Annotated in this window: 13 protein-coding genes; 8 read left to right on the top strand and 5 right to left on the bottom strand. The window is 43.4% G+C overall.

Going from position 1 to position 18778, the window contains the following annotated elements; genetic code table 11:
* Positions 1 to 42: 42 nt before the first annotated feature.
* The 3 genes from GD631_RS07420 to GD631_RS07410 are packed head-to-tail and all read left to right on the top strand — an operon-like array spanning position 43 to position 5807.
* Positions 43 to 3054 carry a SusC/RagA family TonB-linked outer membrane protein gene (locus GD631_RS07420; RefSeq protein WP_143257000.1) on the top strand — a complete coding sequence of 1004 codons (3012 nt, stop codon included), beginning with the start codon at positions 43 to 45 and terminating at the stop codon, positions 3052 to 3054.
* A gap of 12 nt (positions 3055 to 3066) precedes the next feature.
* Entirely contained in the window at positions 3067 to 4662 is a 1596-nt protein-coding gene (locus GD631_RS07415; RefSeq protein ID WP_143256999.1) for a RagB/SusD family nutrient uptake outer membrane protein, read from the top strand.
* 17 nt (positions 4663 to 4679) lie between these two features.
* Positions 4680 to 5807, top strand: a complete 1128-nt coding sequence (locus GD631_RS07410) for a SusE domain-containing protein (protein ID WP_143256998.1) — start codon at positions 4680 to 4682, stop codon at positions 5805 to 5807.
* Between the two features lie 239 nt (positions 5808 to 6046).
* Here the strand turns inward: GD631_RS07410 and GD631_RS07405 are convergent, their stop codons facing one another.
* From GD631_RS07405 to GD631_RS22415, 5 genes are all read right to left on the bottom strand, one after another.
* Positions 6047 to 6811, bottom strand: a complete 765-nt coding sequence (locus tag GD631_RS07405; protein WP_143256997.1) for a UDP-2,3-diacylglucosamine diphosphatase — start codon at positions 6809 to 6811, stop codon at positions 6047 to 6049.
* Positions 6812 to 6863: 52 nt separating this feature from the next.
* Complete coding sequence (locus GD631_RS07400; RefSeq protein WP_143256996.1) at positions 6864 to 7175, bottom strand: metal-sulfur cluster assembly factor; 312 nt, start codon at positions 7173 to 7175, stop codon at positions 6864 to 6866.
* 182 nt (positions 7176 to 7357) lie between these two features.
* On the bottom strand, positions 7358 to 8053 hold the full coding sequence (radC, locus tag GD631_RS07395) for a RadC family protein (protein ID WP_143256995.1): 696 nt from the start codon (positions 8051 to 8053) through the stop codon (positions 7358 to 7360).
* A 250-nt stretch (positions 8054 to 8303) separates the two neighbouring features.
* On the bottom strand, positions 8304 to 9293 hold the full coding sequence (locus GD631_RS07390; protein WP_143256994.1) for a glycosyltransferase family 2 protein: 990 nt from the start codon (positions 9291 to 9293) through the stop codon (positions 8304 to 8306).
* Between the two features lie 18 nt (positions 9294 to 9311).
* Complete coding sequence (locus GD631_RS22415; protein WP_370511859.1) at positions 9312 to 9440, bottom strand: hypothetical protein; 129 nt, start codon at positions 9438 to 9440, stop codon at positions 9312 to 9314.
* Positions 9441 to 9945: 505 nt separating this feature from the next.
* On the opposite strand from GD631_RS22415, the gene GD631_RS07380 reads away from it, so the two are divergent.
* Genes GD631_RS07380 through GD631_RS07360 form a run of 5 tightly spaced genes read left to right on the top strand, consistent with a single transcriptional unit; the run spans position 9946 to position 18756 of the window.
* Entirely contained in the window at positions 9946 to 11049 is a 1104-nt protein-coding gene (locus GD631_RS07380) for a hypothetical protein (protein ID WP_143256993.1), read from the top strand.
* A gap of 10 nt (positions 11050 to 11059) precedes the next feature.
* Positions 11060 to 13123 (top strand): DUF5689 domain-containing protein, encoded by a 2064-nt coding sequence (locus GD631_RS07375; RefSeq protein ID WP_143256992.1) that lies wholly within the window; start codon positions 11060 to 11062, stop codon positions 13121 to 13123.
* 14 nt (positions 13124 to 13137) lie between these two features.
* Entirely contained in the window at positions 13138 to 14055 is a 918-nt protein-coding gene (locus tag GD631_RS07370; RefSeq protein WP_143256991.1) for an endonuclease/exonuclease/phosphatase family protein, read from the top strand.
* Between the two features lie 35 nt (positions 14056 to 14090).
* Positions 14091 to 17216, top strand: a complete 3126-nt coding sequence (locus GD631_RS07365; RefSeq protein WP_185911599.1) for a SusC/RagA family TonB-linked outer membrane protein — start codon at positions 14091 to 14093, stop codon at positions 17214 to 17216.
* A gap of 28 nt (positions 17217 to 17244) precedes the next feature.
* Positions 17245 to 18756 (top strand): RagB/SusD family nutrient uptake outer membrane protein, encoded by a 1512-nt coding sequence (locus GD631_RS07360; protein ID WP_223225791.1) that lies wholly within the window; start codon positions 17245 to 17247, stop codon positions 18754 to 18756.
* Positions 18757 to 18778 lie beyond the last annotated feature (22 nt).

Here is an 18778-nt window from a genome sequence, read left to right as displayed (position 1 = left end):
ATGATAATATCACTATATTGTTAACTTTAATTTTTAGAATGGATGAAGCAAATTAATTCCAGAATCTTTCAAGTGATTCTCCCTTTACTGTTAGGGTTATTCTTATCATTGGGTGCCTTTGCACAGCAAGTCACCGTCAAGGGACACGTGAAAGACACTACAGGAGAATCCGTTATCGGTGCCAACGTTGTTGTAAAAGGCACTACCAATGGAACAATTACCGACTTTGACGGTAATTTCACACTGAATGTTCCTCAAAATTCTATTTTGTCTATTTCTTATATCGGCTATAAACCCGTAGAAATAAAAGCTACCCCGTCTGTCACAGTGACACTGCAAGATGATAGCCAGGTGTTGAGCGATGTTGTAGTTATTGGTTACGGTTCGGTGAAAAAGAGCGATTTAAGCGGTTCTGTGGTAGCTATCAAAGCCGAAGAGATGAATCGTGGCGCTGTTACTTCACCACAAGAATTGATACAGGGTAAAGTGCCGGGACTGTTTGTTGCCCCCGGCGACGGTAGCCCGGGAGCAGGCTCCACCATCCGTATTCGCGGAGGTGCTTCTCTCAATGCGTCCAACGACCCGTTGATTGTGATTGACGGTATCCCGACTTCCAACGATGCCGCTCCGGGCACCCCCAATGCGCTTGCCACCATCAATCCCAATGACATTGAAACGTTCACCGTATTGAAAGATGCTTCTGCTACCGCTATTTACGGTTCACGTGCATCGAATGGTGTCATCATTATCACTACAAAGAAAGGTTCGCAGGGTAAAGTGAAGATTTCCTATTCAGGCAGTTTCACAGCTAAAGACGCTTACAAACGCGTGCCGACACTAAATGCCGACCAATTCCGCGAAGTACTGCTTAATCAGTATGAAGGAACGACACAGGGCGACGCCGTAAAAGAAATCTTAAACAGATACCCCGGTCAATCTACCAACTGGCAGGATGCTATTTACCAGACAGGTTTGAGCACCGATCAGAACATAGCCATCTCCGGCAAGACAGGCATTCTGCCCTATCGTGTCAGCGTCGGTTACAATAACGAGCGCGGTACACTCAAGACATCTAGTTATGAACGTTATACTGCCGCAGTCAACCTTAGTCCCAAGTTCTTCAAAGAGCATTTGAGCGTAGATATCAATGTAAAAGGTACAATCAATAAGAACCGTTTCGCCGATTCGGGGGCAGTAGGTGCAGCCGCTTTCTTTGACCCCACGAAGCCGATATACACGGATAGCGGCAACTATCACGGCTACTGGAACTGGTCGGAAGTGCCCGGAGCAGTTCAGTCGCTTGCCACTTTCAATCCGCTTTCCTTATTGTATGACAGAGATAACAACGGAAAAACCAACCGTAGCTTGGGCAATATCCAACTGGATTACAAGATTCATGGACTGGAAGACCTGCATGCCAACCTGAACGTGGGTTATGACGTAGCAAAGACTACAGGACGCAACTTCGTACTGCCCGGTTCCATTCAAAGCGCACAAGACACTAATTTCAAAAATCTGGGAAGCGGGAATACCTGGAACAATCTGCGCCGCAACCATCTGCTCGACTTTTATCTGAACTATTCCAAAGAGATAGAACCGATCAAGAGCCATATTGACGTAATGGCGGGATATTCCTGGCAACATTTCTATTATGCAAACCATGACATCAACTACTCCAACCCTACCGATGGTAGCGAAGGAGAGAAGGAAGGCTATACCTACGATGAAGGAGAAGGCAGATACATCCGTAACGACCACCGCCGTATTCCTTACGAAAATTTCCTGGTATCTTTCTTCGGACGCCTGAACTATAACTTTATGGGGCGTTATCTGCTTACCGCCACTCTGCGCCGGGACGGTTCTTCCCGTTTCAGTTCGAACAACCGCTGGGGTCTGTTCCCTTCGGCAGCACTGGCATGGACGATGAGCGACGAAGCTTTCATGGCAGGAACAAAAGATGTTTTATCAAAACTGAAACTGCGTGTAGGCTACGGTGTCACCGGCCAGCAAGAGATTGGCGACTACCAGTATCTCACTACCTACTCATTCAGTACCAACCCCAATAATACTTATCTGGGTACGACTTTGCTGAAACCCAACGGTTACAGCCCCGACCTGAAGTGGGAACAGACCGCCACCTACAACTTAGCCATCGACTATGGTTTCCTCAACAACCGTATCAACGGTAGCATCGAATTCTATCAGAAACATACCAAAGACCTGCTGAACACCGTCAGCACGCCTGCGGGTACTAACTTCACCAATCAGATTACAGCCAATGTGGGTGAAATGAAAAATAAGGGTGTCGAGTTTAATATCAATGCCATGGCGATACAAAGCAAAGATTTCTCCTGGAACCTGGGCTACAACGTGACCTGGAATGACAGCAAAATCACCAAACTGACCGCCACCTACAATCCCGAATATCAGGGTATCGACGCCGGAACCAACCAGAAGCACCAGATAAACCAACAACCCAACACCTTCTATCTCTTCCAACAGGTATATGACAAGGATGGAAAACCGATCCAGAACGCTTTCGTAGACCGTGACGGCAACGGCACGATTACCGAAGCCGACCGTTATCTGACAGGCAAAAGCCCGATGGCAAAAGTATTCATGGGATTGAGTTCCGAATTTACGTATCGCAACTGGGACTTAGGTTTCAACTTGCGTGCCAACTTCGGCAACTATGTATTCAACTCTCTTGCTTCAGGCAATAGCACAGCGGATAACTTCGGCGCCAAAGGCTTTTTGGTAAACTACTACGAAGAAATCTACAACACCGGATTCACCCGGATCAATAGCACGGAACAGGGAGCCAGCGATCATTTCCTCGAAAATGCCTCCTTCTTGAAAATGGATAATATTACGTTGGGGTATTCGTTCAAAAAACTGTTTACCAACCACCTGTCGGGACGAATCAGCGCTTCGGTGCAAAATGTGTTTACCATCACCAAATATAGCGGTCTGGACCCCGAAGTTTCAGCCATCGACGGCAGCATGTGGCCTCGCCCACGTATCTTTACACTAGGCATCAATCTTAACTTCTAAAACCGGAATATCATGAAAAAGAAATACTATATACTAGCTTCCATGTTGGCTTGCCTCACCAGTTTCACCGGTTGCGTGGGCGATTTGGATGTACAACCATTAGACTCGACCGTAGTAACAGCGGAAAGAGCATATACGGATGCCGCAAGTTATACCAAAGGATTAAACAAAATATATTCCGTATGGGCACTTTCCGGACAAGGCGGCGATGACTCCGACATTGCAGGTCTGGATGCCGGCAACACCGTATTGCTGCGTTGCTGGTGGACCATGCAGGAACAAACCACTGATGAACTTAAAAATGCGGAAAACAAGGATTGGGTAGGTGAAATCAACAATTTGACCTGGAGTACCAGCAAAAACGAAATCATTGAAGGAGTCTATCAGCGTTGTATGTTTGTGGTGGCACTATCCAACGAGTTTATGAAGAACATCGACAATGCTCCTGTAGAAGTCGATCAGAAAAGCTATGCGGCACAGGCACGCTTTAACCGTGCACTAGCATACTACATTCTATTGGATGCGTACGCCAAACCTCCGTTCATTACTGAAAATAATTATTCACTCACTCCGTCGCAGCTATCGCGCCCCGAATTGTTCGACTGGATTGAAAGCGAACTGAATACCATCAGAACCGACCTGCCCGCCACTCGTGCCGAATACGGACGTGCAGACCAGACAGTTGTAGACGCATTGCTTGCACGTATGTACCTCAATGCCGAAGTGTATACAGGACAAGCCCGCTACACGGATTGCATTGCTGCCTGCAAACGTATTATTCCACACTATTCGCTGGCTAAAAACTACGATGACTTGTTTAAAGCAGACAACGGAGAGAATCCCGAAACACTGAAAGAGATTATTTATCCGGTCATCTTCGATGGCAAAAAAACTCAATCCTGGGGAATGGCAGCTCTGGTAGTCGGCTCACGCAAAGAAGCCGGTGGCGGTGTTCGCGAAGGCTGGAGCCAGTTCCGCGGCACACAAAACCTGGTAGAATTGTTCGACTTTGCAGATAACGCGAATCGCAAACCCGGAGAAATACTGGACAAGCGAGGAATCTTTGACGACTATAACGGTAAATGTAACTATCAAATAACCACCGGAGTGACCGGTAACTTCGATACCGAAGGCTGGGGCGTGCCTAAATACAGCAACCTCACCAGTACAGGAGCACCGGGACAAGACGTATTGTGGGTTGACACCGACTTCCCCTTGTTCCGTTTGGGAGACGTCTACCTGATGTATGCCGAATCTGTGGCACGCGGCGGCGAAGGCGGAGATATGGATACTGCGGTAGATTATGTGAACAAATTGCGCGACCGTGGTTATGGTGACACACCGCACAATAAGATTGATGCGGCATGGTTGAAAGCCAACAATTACCAGAATATATTGAACGAAAGAGGGCGTGAGCTCTACTGGGAAGGCGTTCGCCGCATGGACCTGATCCGCTACGGCAAGTTTACCGGTTCTTCTTATACATGGCCTTCCAAAGGAGGCGTAATTACCGGAGTAGGTGTCAACGAAAGATACAATATATTCCCTATTCCTGTTTCAGACATCAGCGTAAACGGATCACTGGAACAAAACGAAGGTTATAAATAATAAAATGACTTATAGACATGAAAATAGCAAAATATATATCAGCAATTTGCCTATCATTATTGATATTCAGTGCTTGTGACAGCGACCTGGACAAGGTATATTACAATGAGAGCGAAGCGACTCCCTCCGTATTGTCGGGCATTGCCGATACTTATGTATTGGACGCGAATAAAGCCCAGACCACAGCGATAGAATTTAAATGGACCAATCCCCAGGCAGGATATGCAGCCCAGATTACCAATTCATTGCAAATGGACCTGAAAGGAAAGAATTTCGGAAATGCAATAACATTGTACTCCTCTACGGAAGAGGGACCTTATAACATCACTACACAGGATTTGAACAGCAAAATAATGAAACTGTTTCAATCTTATGAAATGGAAGTCACCGTAGAGCCCTATGATTTCGAATTCCGTATCGCCTCTTCTATTTCAGATGCAACCGATTCTTTCTATTCAAATGTAGAGTCCGCTCAAATCACTCCGTTCATCGGCGATCCCGAATATCCGAAAGTATATCTACCGGGAGCCTACTGTAGCTGGGGAGATCCGAATGATTCGTTCAAGCAATGCCAGCTACTGTTCTCCGCCAATGATGATGGCATTTACGAGGGATGGGTAGTCTTTGGCAATCAGGCTAAAGACGGCTGGAAAATTTCTCCTGAAGCGTCTTGGAACACGAGTTGGGGAACCGATGATGCCACTCAAAAGAATCCTGCTTCCATCACACTGGCTACCGGCACGGGTAATATTACCTGTTATGATAAGTATTCTTATAAATTCTCTTTTAATAAAACAACTTTGGAACTCTCTACAAAAGCATCAGCCGATGCATGGGGAATTGCAGGTACACATAACGATTGGGGAAAGGCAGCTGCAGACACTCCGATGACTTTAGCTTTTGAATCGGATGCTTCAGGAAACAGAGCTTATTACTTAACCGCCACGTTGGATCTGAAAGCTGACAACGCATGGAAGATCCGTGCGGATAACGAATGGACTCATTCATTCGGCACCAATGATGTAGAAGGAGAGTTTGAAGAAGCGGGCAGCGACAATAATTTTAAAGTGAGCGAGGATGGTACTTATACCATTAAGTTGTACTTCAATAGAGTGAAAGCGAAGTTGATCGTAACGAAAAAATAAGTTTTCACTAGGAATTGCGCTGGTTAATACAGATTGAGAGTAAATTCAAAAGTAAATAGCCTGTCAATCTGTTATTTTTTAGACTTCCAAGTGTTTTGATACACCCTCAAAGATAAAATCAAAGGCAACTAAATCGCAATGAATTAGCTGCCTTTGATTTTAATATTTTGAGGATATCCCTGCTATATTGTCTATAAATAAATTATAATCCAACCTATATAATTGGTGATGACTAATAATTAAGCTTGTGTTTCTCCTTCAATATACTCTTCCAAAAAGAGATTCTCTCCGTCGAACACAGCATAAGAGAAAAAGTTAATCCAGTCTCCCAAAATCAGTACGCGGGAAGTAGCGCTCAACATCAAGTCCAATTCAATGTGCCGATGCCCGTAGATAAAGAAATTGATATTAGGATGGCTTTTCAGATACTCCTTGGTATAGAGTACCAAATGTTCCTTATTCTCACCCATGTAATCGGGCTCTTTTCCATCCGCCCGTTTCTGCCGGCTATGCTTTGCCCATGACAGACCTAACTCTACACTCCAACGGGGATGGATAGCTGAAAACATCGTTTGCAAAGTTTTGCTATGAAACATCTGACGGAGTAATTTAAACTTCTTATCCGGATCGCCCAACCCGTCACCATGAGCAAGATAGAATTCTTTCCCATAGATTTCGGTAGTCAACGGCTCGCGATGCATAATGACACCACACTCTTTTGTGAGATAATCTCCACACCAAATATCGTGATTACCGATGAAGAAATGAACCTCCACTCCCATATCTGTCAGTTCTGACAGCTTTCCCAAAAAACGGGTATAACCTTTAGGAACCACCAGCCGGAATTCATACCAGAAGTCGAACATATCTCCTAACAGATAAATGGCAGAAGCCTTATGTTTTATACTGTCGAGGAAGTTCACCAAGCGTCTTTCCTGGGTGCGTCCATGTTCTATGGCACGAGACCCGAGATGCGCATCGGAAAGGAAATAAACGTTCTTCATGAGTTTTGAGTTGTTAGTTATAAGAGATTGATTATGAGGTTATCACTCGTAACTAAAGAAAGCCTAGTTCAAGCTTTGCTTCCTCGCTCATCATATCTTTGTCCCATTCCGGTTCAAACACCAAGTTAATGGTAGCTGCAGTGACACCTTCCACTGATTCCACTTTCTGACGAATATCCTCCATGATAAAATCAGCAGCCGGACAATTAGGAGCTGTCAATGTCATATCCAACACAACTTCCCCATTATCAGAAACATCTATCTTATAAATCAGTCCAAGATCGTATACATTCACCGGAATCTCCGGATCGTACACTGTTTTCAGTATGGCTACAATCTTTTCTTCTATTTCAAATTTCTCCATAACGTCTCCATTTAATTATGTATTGCAAAGATAGAGATAAAAAACGAAACATAAAAAATTAGGTGCGGAATGCGCATCCTGTACCTAAAGAATATTACATTTATTCTTCATCTTCACCTTATATGAAAAACGTATCAAGACAGTAAATTGTTGTAAAAGGGAATATTAAGGTATAAATGAAATTAAAGTAATCCCTCATCCGTAAAACTAAAGAACCCGTCTTCGCAAACGACGACATGATCTATCAGCCGAATATTCATTGTATCTGCAGCTTTACGAATATGCTCCGTCAATGTTTTATCCGGTTGGCTAGGACGGGTATTCCCTGAAGGATGATTGTGAACTACAGCTATTTGGGTAGCTCTTTGCAGTAATGCTTCCCGAAGGATGGTGCGTACATCGGTGTATGTTCCGTCTATTCCACCAGTACTGATACGTACCTTATCTATAAGTTTCGTCGCCTGATTCAGCAAAAGGACCCAGAATTCTTCTTGTTCAAGATCACACATCAGAGGTTGGAAAATGTCATAGATGTCTTTTGAACAAGTGATTTGAAGTCTTTCTTTTGTACTTTGCAGTTTCCGCCGCTTTCCAAGTTCCAAAGCTGCCATCACCGTGATACTCTTTGCCGGTCCCATACCTTTAAAACGGGAATAGTCGCAGACTTCCCATTTTGCCAATGAATTGAGATTGTTATCACAAGACAGGAGCAGACGTCGCATCAGTTCTACAGCACTTTCTTCCGTATTTCCGGAGCCGATTAATATAGCGAGTAGTTCGGCATCACTCAATGCGGCTGCTCCCTTTTCCATCATTTTCTCCCGTGGGCGGTCCTCCAGTGCCCATTGGTTGATGGATAGTTTGTGTTTACTTTCCATTTGCTATGTTTTGAAAGTGTAAAGGTAGGCTTATTTTATTTAATGATAGAGGCAATGGAAAAAAACTTGATTATAGTCTTCTTCTTTTTTTTATGCTAAGGTAAGTTGTACGACACCCGGGTGTCAGACATAACAACACCCGGGTCTTGAGCAGCACGACACCCGGGTGTCAGGCATGCTAAGACCCGGGTGTCATGCAACATTCCTTTTAAGTAAAAATAGGAATGGTAGTAAACAAATTAAAAGTAGGTTACTTATAGAAATTCTTTTGGAAAGCCTCAAACTCATCTTTCCCTCTGACACAACGCTGCCACCATGCACGCCAAAAACCTGTACCATAGCCGATAAGTTGTATAAATGCAGCGGCTATGGAATAAATGCCAATAGCCAGACTCTTATTCTGAATAGTAGAATCCATGCATACCAGCAATGCATAAAGAATGAACGGCGTAAAACTGAAAAGACAGAATGGAGTCCCTAATAATAGGAGTGCCACTCCCAACGTAAATACAGCTGGAAGTAAATGCACCAGTTTCAGAGAGTCCGGATATTTCTTATAAAGATTAATTCGGGCAATGCCGGAGTTATGCACTTGCTTGAAAAACTTCTTCAAATCAGTGCGCCGTTTGTGATACACCCAGGCATCCGGAAAAAGCCGGCAAGTATAACCGTTCTTAAAGATACGGATACTGAAGTCAATATCCTCTCCAAAACGCATCTTTGAGAATCCGCCCAAAGCCTCATACACTGCCCGGCAAACTCCCATATTAAAACTGCGGGGATAGAATTTGTCCATCTTCTTTTTCCCGCCACGGATTCCTCCGGTCGTAAAGAAAGAAGTCATGGAATAGTTTATCGCCTTTTGGATATCCGTGAAAGAATCGTGCGCACGGTCGGGGCCGCCGAAAGCGTCGGCAGGAGAAGCGAGAAGTTCTTTCTCTACCGCATCGAAGTATCCTTCGGGAAGAATGACATCAGAATCTAATATAATAAGGTATTCCCCTTCGCTACGTTCTGCCCCATAATTACGGGTCTGTCCCGGACCGGAGTTAGGCTTAGAAAAGTATTTTATATTCAACCGGTCTGCATACCGGTCTACTACTCCTTTACAGGGAACGGAGGAACCATCTTCTACAACAACAACTTCAAAATCCTTAAAGTGTTGCATGGTAAGACTTTGCAATAATTCATCCACTTCATCGGGACGATTATAAACGGGGATTATGACAGAGTAACGCATATCAAAAATGGGATATAACTATTTGACATGCAAAGTAAGACAAAAAAAAGGAAACAGCTTCTTAGATTGACAAAAAATAAATGGAACGGAGATTCCCAAAATTTCCGCCACTTCTTTATTCTTCAGACCATGATACTTGATTAACATCAACACATTTCTTCTTTTTCCGGCAAGCTTTTGATGATTGAATAAATCTGACTGATTTCTTCTTTCACCACTATCCCAACTATATTCGCCTGAAGGTGAATACAAGTAATAAATAAGAATATGTAATACCGATGATGTTCAGTACTATCACAATAAAAAAGTTATTTTTTATGCACCTCCCCTTTCTTTTTCTTTCCATTACATTTATTTTCTTTCGTTTTCTTTCTAAAAAGTTTGTTTATATGCTTTTTATGTTTATATTTGTGGCGTCAACCTATAACAAAAGATAAAAGTAGAAACTACAAACGCTATGAAAAGAAAGAAACACTTATCACTTTACCGATGTGAATTTTGCATGAAACCCATGCTAAATTATTCCGATTTTGTTCTAATAGATAACCTCTTAACAGAACTGTAAATCCTCCGTCATTATTAAGCAATATATTATATAGTTATTTGCATTTAAAACAAAGAGTATTTTATTTTTAATTAATTTATATTTTATATGATGGAAATTAATTTATCGTGTAAACATTTGCCCAAAAATGTAAGATGGAGGCAATGGTTACCTCTGTTAACCTTATTCTTATTACTTCCTTCCTACTGGAGTTGCGATGACAGCGAAGAAGGAAGGAACGAGTTTATTAGTGTGAGTCATGTAGACAACCAGACAGGAGAGAAAGTAGAGATGAAGCCTGATGAAGCTCTCAATATTCCTCCTAAGGCAGGACAGCTTTCAATCTTTGTTAAGACTAATACGAATTATTCAATTTTGGTACAAAGCAAAGTTCCTGCCAACGAACAGGAGGAAGAAGAAGTAATTGAAAATTGGTTGAAAGCAGAAAAAGTGGGCCGGGACGAAGCGACTGGTGAAGACGAATGGCATCTCGCATGGGAAGCACAAACCAAAGATTACAAACGCCGTATCGCTACCGTTTCAATCACCTCCCCCGAGGTCGACTACGGCAGGTTTATCAACATTCGCCAGGGATTCACAACCCGGCTAGGTGAAGATTTTGAATGGCTGAAATATGGTTCATCTACTGCCTCTCCCAATGTGACTACGAATGAAAAATTGATTGGTGACTGGACGGAAGCACAAAAAGAGTATCAGTGGTCGTCAACTATCGCAAAGGAGGAAGACAAAGCTTATTGTTATGGTAAATTCGGCTTTATCCGCCTTGGTGACGATCAAGGACATGGTGCTGATCTTATCACACCCTACATTACTGACATTGTAAGAGACTCTGTACTGCTTGTTTCATTTGATGCGGTTGCTTATACTGAAGAGGATGGGACAAAAGATAATAATAAATTAGTTATCAACATATTGAATGGAGGCGAATTTGCTGACACCCACACTACGACAAAAACGATCGATCTGGATTATTATGACCCTCTTGATCCTGATGTACTTACTACAATGTGGAATAAAGGACGCCATAATTTTTATGTGGTAAGTCCTCCTGAACGCCCTGTTACTGCTAATACCAAATTTCAAATCATTGGTGGTGACTACACTCTCACTACAGGCAATAATCGTGTATTTGTAGATAATTTCTATGTCTATCGCTTGGACGATGTATATTATTATTTATTAGATGAATAAAAACAAAGTAATGAAAAACATATTTCTATATCTTAGTATCGTGACCTTGTCACTTTCCTGTTTTTCATGTGATGATGATGAAGAACTGGAAGTGGTAACCATTGGTGATGCGTCCAATATTTATATTTCGTCAGAAGCAGGCAGGCGTGAAGTCCCTTTGACAGCGACATGCGCATGGACGGTGGAGCGCGATTCATTAACCCGTCAATGGGTCAATATTGAGCGTAAGAGTGGAGAAGGAGACGGAAGTTTTAATTTAGTTTGGCGAGCTAATGAAAAATTTCCTCGTAAAGGTAAAGTGATTGTAAAACTTGCCAATAAAGTAAAAGCAGATACTATCTATATTTATCAATATGGTGTATCTCCTTCTATCGCTTTTCCAGACAAAGAAGCCCGTGTTTCTGCAGTAGGTAAAGAATTGGAAGTGAATTTGAATACTAATATTCCTGCTAGTGACAGTACTCGTATTGCGATGACTGTGGATTATGACAAAGGCGAAGAGTGGGTATCACAGCTTTTATTTAACAAAGAAATGAATAAAATGCAGGTGAAGGTTGCTGCCAATGAGCCTGAAGTGGGAGAACGTAATGCTACACTACATATTACGTATGTTGATGACTGGGGAAAAGCTCATACTACAGATTTTAATATAGGTCAGATGGAGATGGGAGGTACCAAGCAAACCGAAACCATTTCATTTGCCGAGGTTCGCAAACTAGTGAACGATGCGACTGGTTCTCAAAAAATTGAGGAGGATGTGGCTATTGAGGGGATAGTCGTTTGCGATGCTACCGGTGCTAATAATGCAGCTAATACGCAGCTTTCTAAAACAGATATCGACCTAAGTACTACTTATCGCACCACTTATGTGCAGAGTTTAGATGGAAAGTATGGTTTTGCTTTGGTTTTTGATACAAAAGAACTGAATGAACTTGTTCCCTTCGATAAAGTGAAAATCTGGTTGAAAGGTCTGACTTTAAAGAAAGAAGATAATCCTCAACGTTACACGTTGACAGACATGACTTTCAAGAGCTTTATTTCTAAAGAAGAAGGTGATGCTACGAAGTTGGTAAAGAAAGAACGCACAATGTCTGAACTTACTGATAATGATGTGTATACTTTTGTAACATTGAAAAACTGTGAGTTTCCTATTCGTAAAGGGCCGTTTACACCTTTCAATGAGGGTTACTGTCCCACTTACAATCAGAAACGTGTTGACCGTTATCCTTTATTAATGCACGACAATCAGGGACAAAGTATGTTTTTGATGACAAATATTGATTGTCCTTACCGTCGCGATGGCAATATATTGCCACAAGGTTCAGGAACAATATCAGGCGTCATTGTACATGAAGAATACACTCGTTTCGAGAATGGTGGAGATATCGGACACTATCAGATGCGTCACCTCTCGCGTGAAGACATTAAAATCGACCAATCGAAAAACAATAGTTTTTCTACTATTATTGCTGAATGGAATGCATTTAAGCTTTCAGGTACGAAAGTACTTCCTTCTGAAGGAAATGGTGAATTATGGCATACTGCCGTAACTCCAACAGCCTCAACCGATTATGGTTATCTGGGAGTTATTGACGGAGTAACTGACGGAAAAGGTATTATATCCGCTAGCAAGAACTTGGCCTTCCAAGCTAAAAACTGGTGGAACTCTTCTACAGGAAAAGCAAATAGCTGGATGATTAAGTGTTCGACTTCTGGCATCATCGGCACACACGTATCACTACAACTTGCCACATTGAATTACAGTGTCGGCGCACCCCGCTATTGGAATGTAGAATGGTCTGAACATGGGAACGAAGATGGCGAATGGACGAAAGTTGGTGAGTACACAATTCCTGACGTCGTACAATGGGGAAATACACTCTACGAACAATTGAATGCATGGAAAAACACTAATATAGAGTTACCTCTTGATTTGTTGGGTAAAAGCACTGTCTATCTGCGCCTGATTCCTTCAGCTAATAAAGCCGGAACAACCACTACTTATGACACAGCTGTAATTAACAACAACAGCACAAGTGGACTAATGTATGTAAGCATTCGCTATAACAAATAAATAGATAACGTACAATGAATAAATTTAGCAAAATACTTTATGCTGCAATGGCATTGGCAATGGCTGTATGCAACTTCAGTTGTAGCGATGATGAAGAACTGCCGACTGGAGACCTCGAATTAAACAGCGGTTCCAGTGTGACGACTGAAACATTAAAAGTGTTGAGTTACAACGTACTCGAAGGAATGAAGTTGGATAAAGCCAACGACTACAACAACTTTGTAACTTGGGTCAACGAACAGGCCCCCGACATTATGGCCATTGAAGAAACCAATGGATTCACCAAAGAAAAGCTAACAGCATTATCATCTCGTTGGGGACATAATTATGCCGAAATGTGCAAGGAAAGCGGCTATCCCGTATCTATCACTTCCAAATATCCCATTGAAGTGGTAAGCCGCATTTTGGATGGGGTATGGCATGGAGGTATTCATGTCAAGATCAAAGGTATCAACATTCTGGTACTTCATCTTTATCCTTTCTCGTATACCCCCTCCGGTTCAAATGCCGCCAATGGCGACGCTTACCGTTTGGAAGAGATCCAAACGTATCTCGACAATACTATCCGCAAGTATCCTGATGAAAAATACTGGCTGATGATGGGCGACTTCAATTCTTTCTCCCCACTTGATAAAAACGATCTTTCTACAGGAAGCACTCTCAATTATCAGGTGCATCAAGCCATTCTCGACAATGGATATAGAGATCCTGTTCGTGAGATGAATATCAACTTCGTGCGCAGCTGCCCTACCATCTACGGAGGATGGACAGGTCCCAACGGGTCTTATAAAGGTTCACGCATCGATTTCATCTATGCATCGGGAGAGGCTATGCGCAACATGCTCAATGCCCAGATCTTGATGGACAATTTCACCGACAACTATTCCGATCACTATCCAGTGACGGTAACTTGCCGCATTTATAATGAATAAACTTATTTAAGAAAGCGCTTAATCTATAAAAGCACATGAGACAATTAGTAAATAAATACAATGCATCGCTCTGTCGGAATGCTTTCCGAAAGACTTTGCTCATGCTGGTGGCATGTTGCCTGTTGCTTCCGGAAGCAGTGGCGCAGAACGCAGATAGAAAAATCAAAGTGACCGGTACGGTATTCGACGAAGAAGGCTTGCCTATGATTGGAGCAACCATCAGGGAAGCTACAACACAAGTCGGCACCTTGACCGACCTTAACGGGTGGTATGAGATACAGGTCCCTGCCAATGGCACCCTGGAGGTTAGCTTTATCGGCTATGAAAAGAAAAGAATCAATGTGACGGGACGCGAAAAGATCAATGTAAAACTCTTACCAGATAAGAAAACAGCCTTGGATGAAGTCGTGGTTATCGGTTATGGAGCTGTTAAGAAGGCCGACCTGACCGGTTCCGTATCGAATGTTAAAATGGGAGATATCCAGGACGCTCCGGTACTTTCTATCGACCAGGCTTTGCAAGGACGTATTGCCGGCGCGGATATTATGTCAACAACCGGTGAACCGGGTGCCACTACTTCTATCCGTATCCGTGGTACACGCTCAATCTCGGCCTCTAATGAACCACTGATCGTGGTCGATGGCGTTATGGATGCCGTTCATGACCTGAACGACTTGAACACCGCCGATATCGAATCCATTTCTGTACTGAAGGATGCATCTTCTACAGCTATCTATGGTTCGAAAGGTAGTAATGGTGTTATCATCATTACCACCAAGAAGGGACTGTCAAATGCAGACAAACCGAGTATTAGCTTCAAAACAGATATCGGTTTCTCCAAAATTCCACAGAAGCTCGACATCATGAATGCATCTGAATTGGCACAATACCGTAACGATTATGCTTACTTTAATACTGCGGATGGTAATGATGAGATTACTGATGGCACTCCCCTGTCATCATACCCTTACTCCGATCCCTTCTCTTTGGGCGAAGGAACCGACTGGGTAAATACGATCGGACGTACAGCCATGTATCAGAATTACGCACTCTCTTTGTCAGGAGGAACAAAGAAAACGTCTTATTATGTTTCTTTGAGCTACAACAACACCGAGGGGGTAATTCGCCGCAGCGGTCAGGAACGTATCACGGGGCGTGTTTCACTTACCCACCAACTTTTTAATTGGATGAAAGTGGGATATACCGGCAATTACACTTGGCGACACAACGACGAGAATTTAGCTTCTATCGGTGGTACAGGATGGTGGAACTCCGCTATCTATTTGAGTCCTACCATTAAACCAATGGATGACTATAACCCGTTCTACTATTCCGGACAGAAGATCAACACTCCGTTGGCTACCATATTGCTCAACACCAACTATCAGGTACGCCACTCTACCAACCATACTGGTTTCATCGAAATCGAACCCATTAAGAATTTGAAATTTAAAAGTCAGTTCACCTACTATATGTATCAACGTCACACTTACCGCTACTATCCAAGCACCTTGCCTGCCAAGGTTGAAGGAGAGGGAGGCGAAGCTTATCGCGCCGAGTATGACGACCACAACCTCCTGACAGAAAACACCCTGTCTTATTTAAAAGCATTGGATTCGGGACACACATTCGACGGGCTTCTTGGTTTCACGGGACAACGCCTTTCTTCAAATGATTTTTCGCTGAATGGCAAAGGATATATGGACGACAACGTGAAATGGAACAATATGAACGCCGTACAAGATAAACAAACATACTCGGCTTCATCGAGCACCAGCAAACGTACTAAAATGTCTCTATTGGCTCGTTTCAACTATAACTATAAACAGAGATACTATTTAACCGTAACCGGTCGTTATGATGGTGCTTCCAACTTTGCCGCCAATAACAAATGGGGATTCTTCCCTTCTGCAGCTTTGAAATGGAATGCCGCTAAAGAAGAATTTATGGAAGGGATCGACTGGATTAATGAAATGGCAATCCGTTTAAGCGCCGGACGTACCGGTAATGACGCAATTAGCGCCTATCGTTCGCTGGCCGCTCTTTCCAGTACCACAAACGGTTACCTTTTTGGCGGTTCGCAACCTGCAGCATATTACCCTTCGCGTCTGGCAAGCCCTAACCTGACTTGGGAAAAGACCGACCTCTACAATCTTGGTATTGACCTGGCGTTCCTGAACAACCGTTTGTTCGTGACTGCCGAAGCCTATATCTCGAAGACCCGAGACTTGTTGCTAACCTTACAGACACCGACACAGACCGGTTATTCTTCCCGCCTGACCAACATTGGCAAAACCTCAAACAAGGGAATCGAGCTAACCATCGAAAGCCGTAATATCGAGAAGCCAAAATTCTCATGGTCGACCACCTTCACCATTGCCCACAATGAACAAAATGTGGATGACATCGGTACGGAAGATTTTGTAAAAGCTTATGGTGCACCGGGCAACAACTCATATATGATGTACGGTTATGTAAAAGACTACCCCTTGAACGCCCTATGGGGATTCAAATATGGTGGCGTATGGAAGAATCAAGACGAAGTGAACCGTAATAAAGCCACTTTTGCCTACGCATCTCCTTCTACCACCTCAAACGGTTCGGTACGCTACTACGATATCAACCACGACGGAACGCTTAGTCAGGACGACTTGGTTTATCTGGGCAATGCCGATCCTTGGATTTATGGAGGTTTGCAGAACACTTTCCGTTTCGGTAACTTAAAAGTGGGCATCTACTTCAACTACTCCCTGGGTGGCAAAATTTACAACTATGCCGAACTCTATATGTCGGGAAGTACGTTTACCAACCAATACCGTTACATGCTCGACTCTTGGCATCCGGTTCGTAACCCGAACTCCGATCTTCCTCGTGCCGGAAGTATTGATACACACGTACCCAGTGACTTACAGATTCATGACGCAACCTTCCTGCGCTTGAAGAGTATTTCCATCGGCTACACATTCAACCTCTACAAGAAAACGAAATGTATCCGTGATCTGACTTTAAGTGTAAACGGTGAGAATCTCTACCTCTGGAAGAAATACAACGGATTCGACCCTGACGTATCAACCAGCGGCGATTCTACCCTACGACGTATGGACTTGGGTGCATACCCGAAACCGCGTACCATTACGTTCAGTGCCCAAATCAGATATTAATTAATGCAATAATATGAAAACTATGATAATGAAGAAAAGAAAAAATTGGTTGACCGCTCTTCTGTCAATGTTCGTGCTAGCTTCCTGTAGTCTGGAAGAAGATACGTCAAGTTTTTCTACACCCGACAACTTTTATCAGACGAAGGAACAATGTCTCTCTGCGCTCAACTCGTGCTATATTCCTTTAAACGGAACCTACAACTATACACTCTTCATCGCTACAGAGGCCTGCACCGACCTCATGTATATCAATTCGGGTACATTGGATTCCCGTCTGGATATCTCCCCCGCAAAGCCCCGCCACGGTGAAACCGTTTGGAACAATGGTTACAAAGGCGTAATGTACTGTAACGCTGCCATCAATGGAATCGAAAACTCTCCACTCGAAGAGAATGAGAAACTTCCTCTATTAGGCGAAGGCAAAATCATGCGTGCGTTCTATTACTACCTACTGACTTCATTCTTTGGCGATGTGCCTTTTTATACAGAACATGTGGCAGATGTGGAAACACAGCAAAAGATAGGACGCTTGGGCCGTATGTCAGCTGTGGAAACGCGTGAATATCTGATAAAGGAATTATCAGCAATTGTTCCTCTGATGGATCAGGTACGTTCGTCAGAAGTGGGCTCCAATCGTACGGGTGCTGCCACAGGATGGATGCTGATTGCCAAAATGGCGATGTGGAACAAGAAGTGGGATACAGCGATTGACGCAATATCCAAGCTCGAAGAGATTTATGGCGACCTCGGTCAATATCCACTCGAAGATGTAATGTTCCGTAACAAGAATACGCCTGAATCAATCTTTGAAATCCAGCACTCTTATGTAGCCGGTGGTTTGAACTATACCTCCAACCTTGCCAGCATTTGTATGCCTATCACCCGCCGTTCAGGTACCTGCGAATATGACGGCGTGGAAATTCCGGAATTGGGCGACAAGTCTACTTGTTGGACTCCCTGGCGTCCCACAGCTTATTTCTGCCAGAATCTGCAAACAAAGATTGGCGGTGACTTACGTGCCCAATATAATATGGCTTGGGAATACAACGGCCATGCTTTCAAAAGTGTAAGCACTGCTCCCTGGCCGGGTCCGAAATTCTGGTGTCCATATCTTGACAGCAGCCGCGACGGAAATAATTATAAGATATTCCGCTATGCCGACGCACTGTTAATGAAAGCAGAATGTTACTGCCAACTGGAGCAAGATCCTGACATTGCTATGAAATATCTGAATATGACCCGCAACCGTGCAGGCATTGGTGACTACCCGAAATTCCGCACCTGGGCACGATTGATGGATGAAATCCAGAAAGAGCGCGGACGCGAACTGATTGGTGAGTTCCAGCGTAAATTCGACCTGGTTCGTTGGGGAATCTGGTATACGCAGACTTATGAAAACACCGGTTCATCAAGTTTAAAGGAGAATATCCGTCCTTGTCATGAATACTATCCGATTCCGGACACGCAGGTCGTTTATTCTGGCTATGCGCTCGATAACAAAGCTTATGATGCTTACTACGGTTCAACTACTCCTCAATAATAATTTATCCAGATATTCAAAT

Origin of the sequence: Bacteroides luhongzhouii (assembly GCF_009193295.2) — a bacterium.
Lineage (GTDB): Bacteria > Bacteroidota > Bacteroidia > Bacteroidales > Bacteroidaceae > Bacteroides > Bacteroides luhongzhouii.
This window is presented reverse-complemented; position numbering and strand designations above follow the sequence as displayed.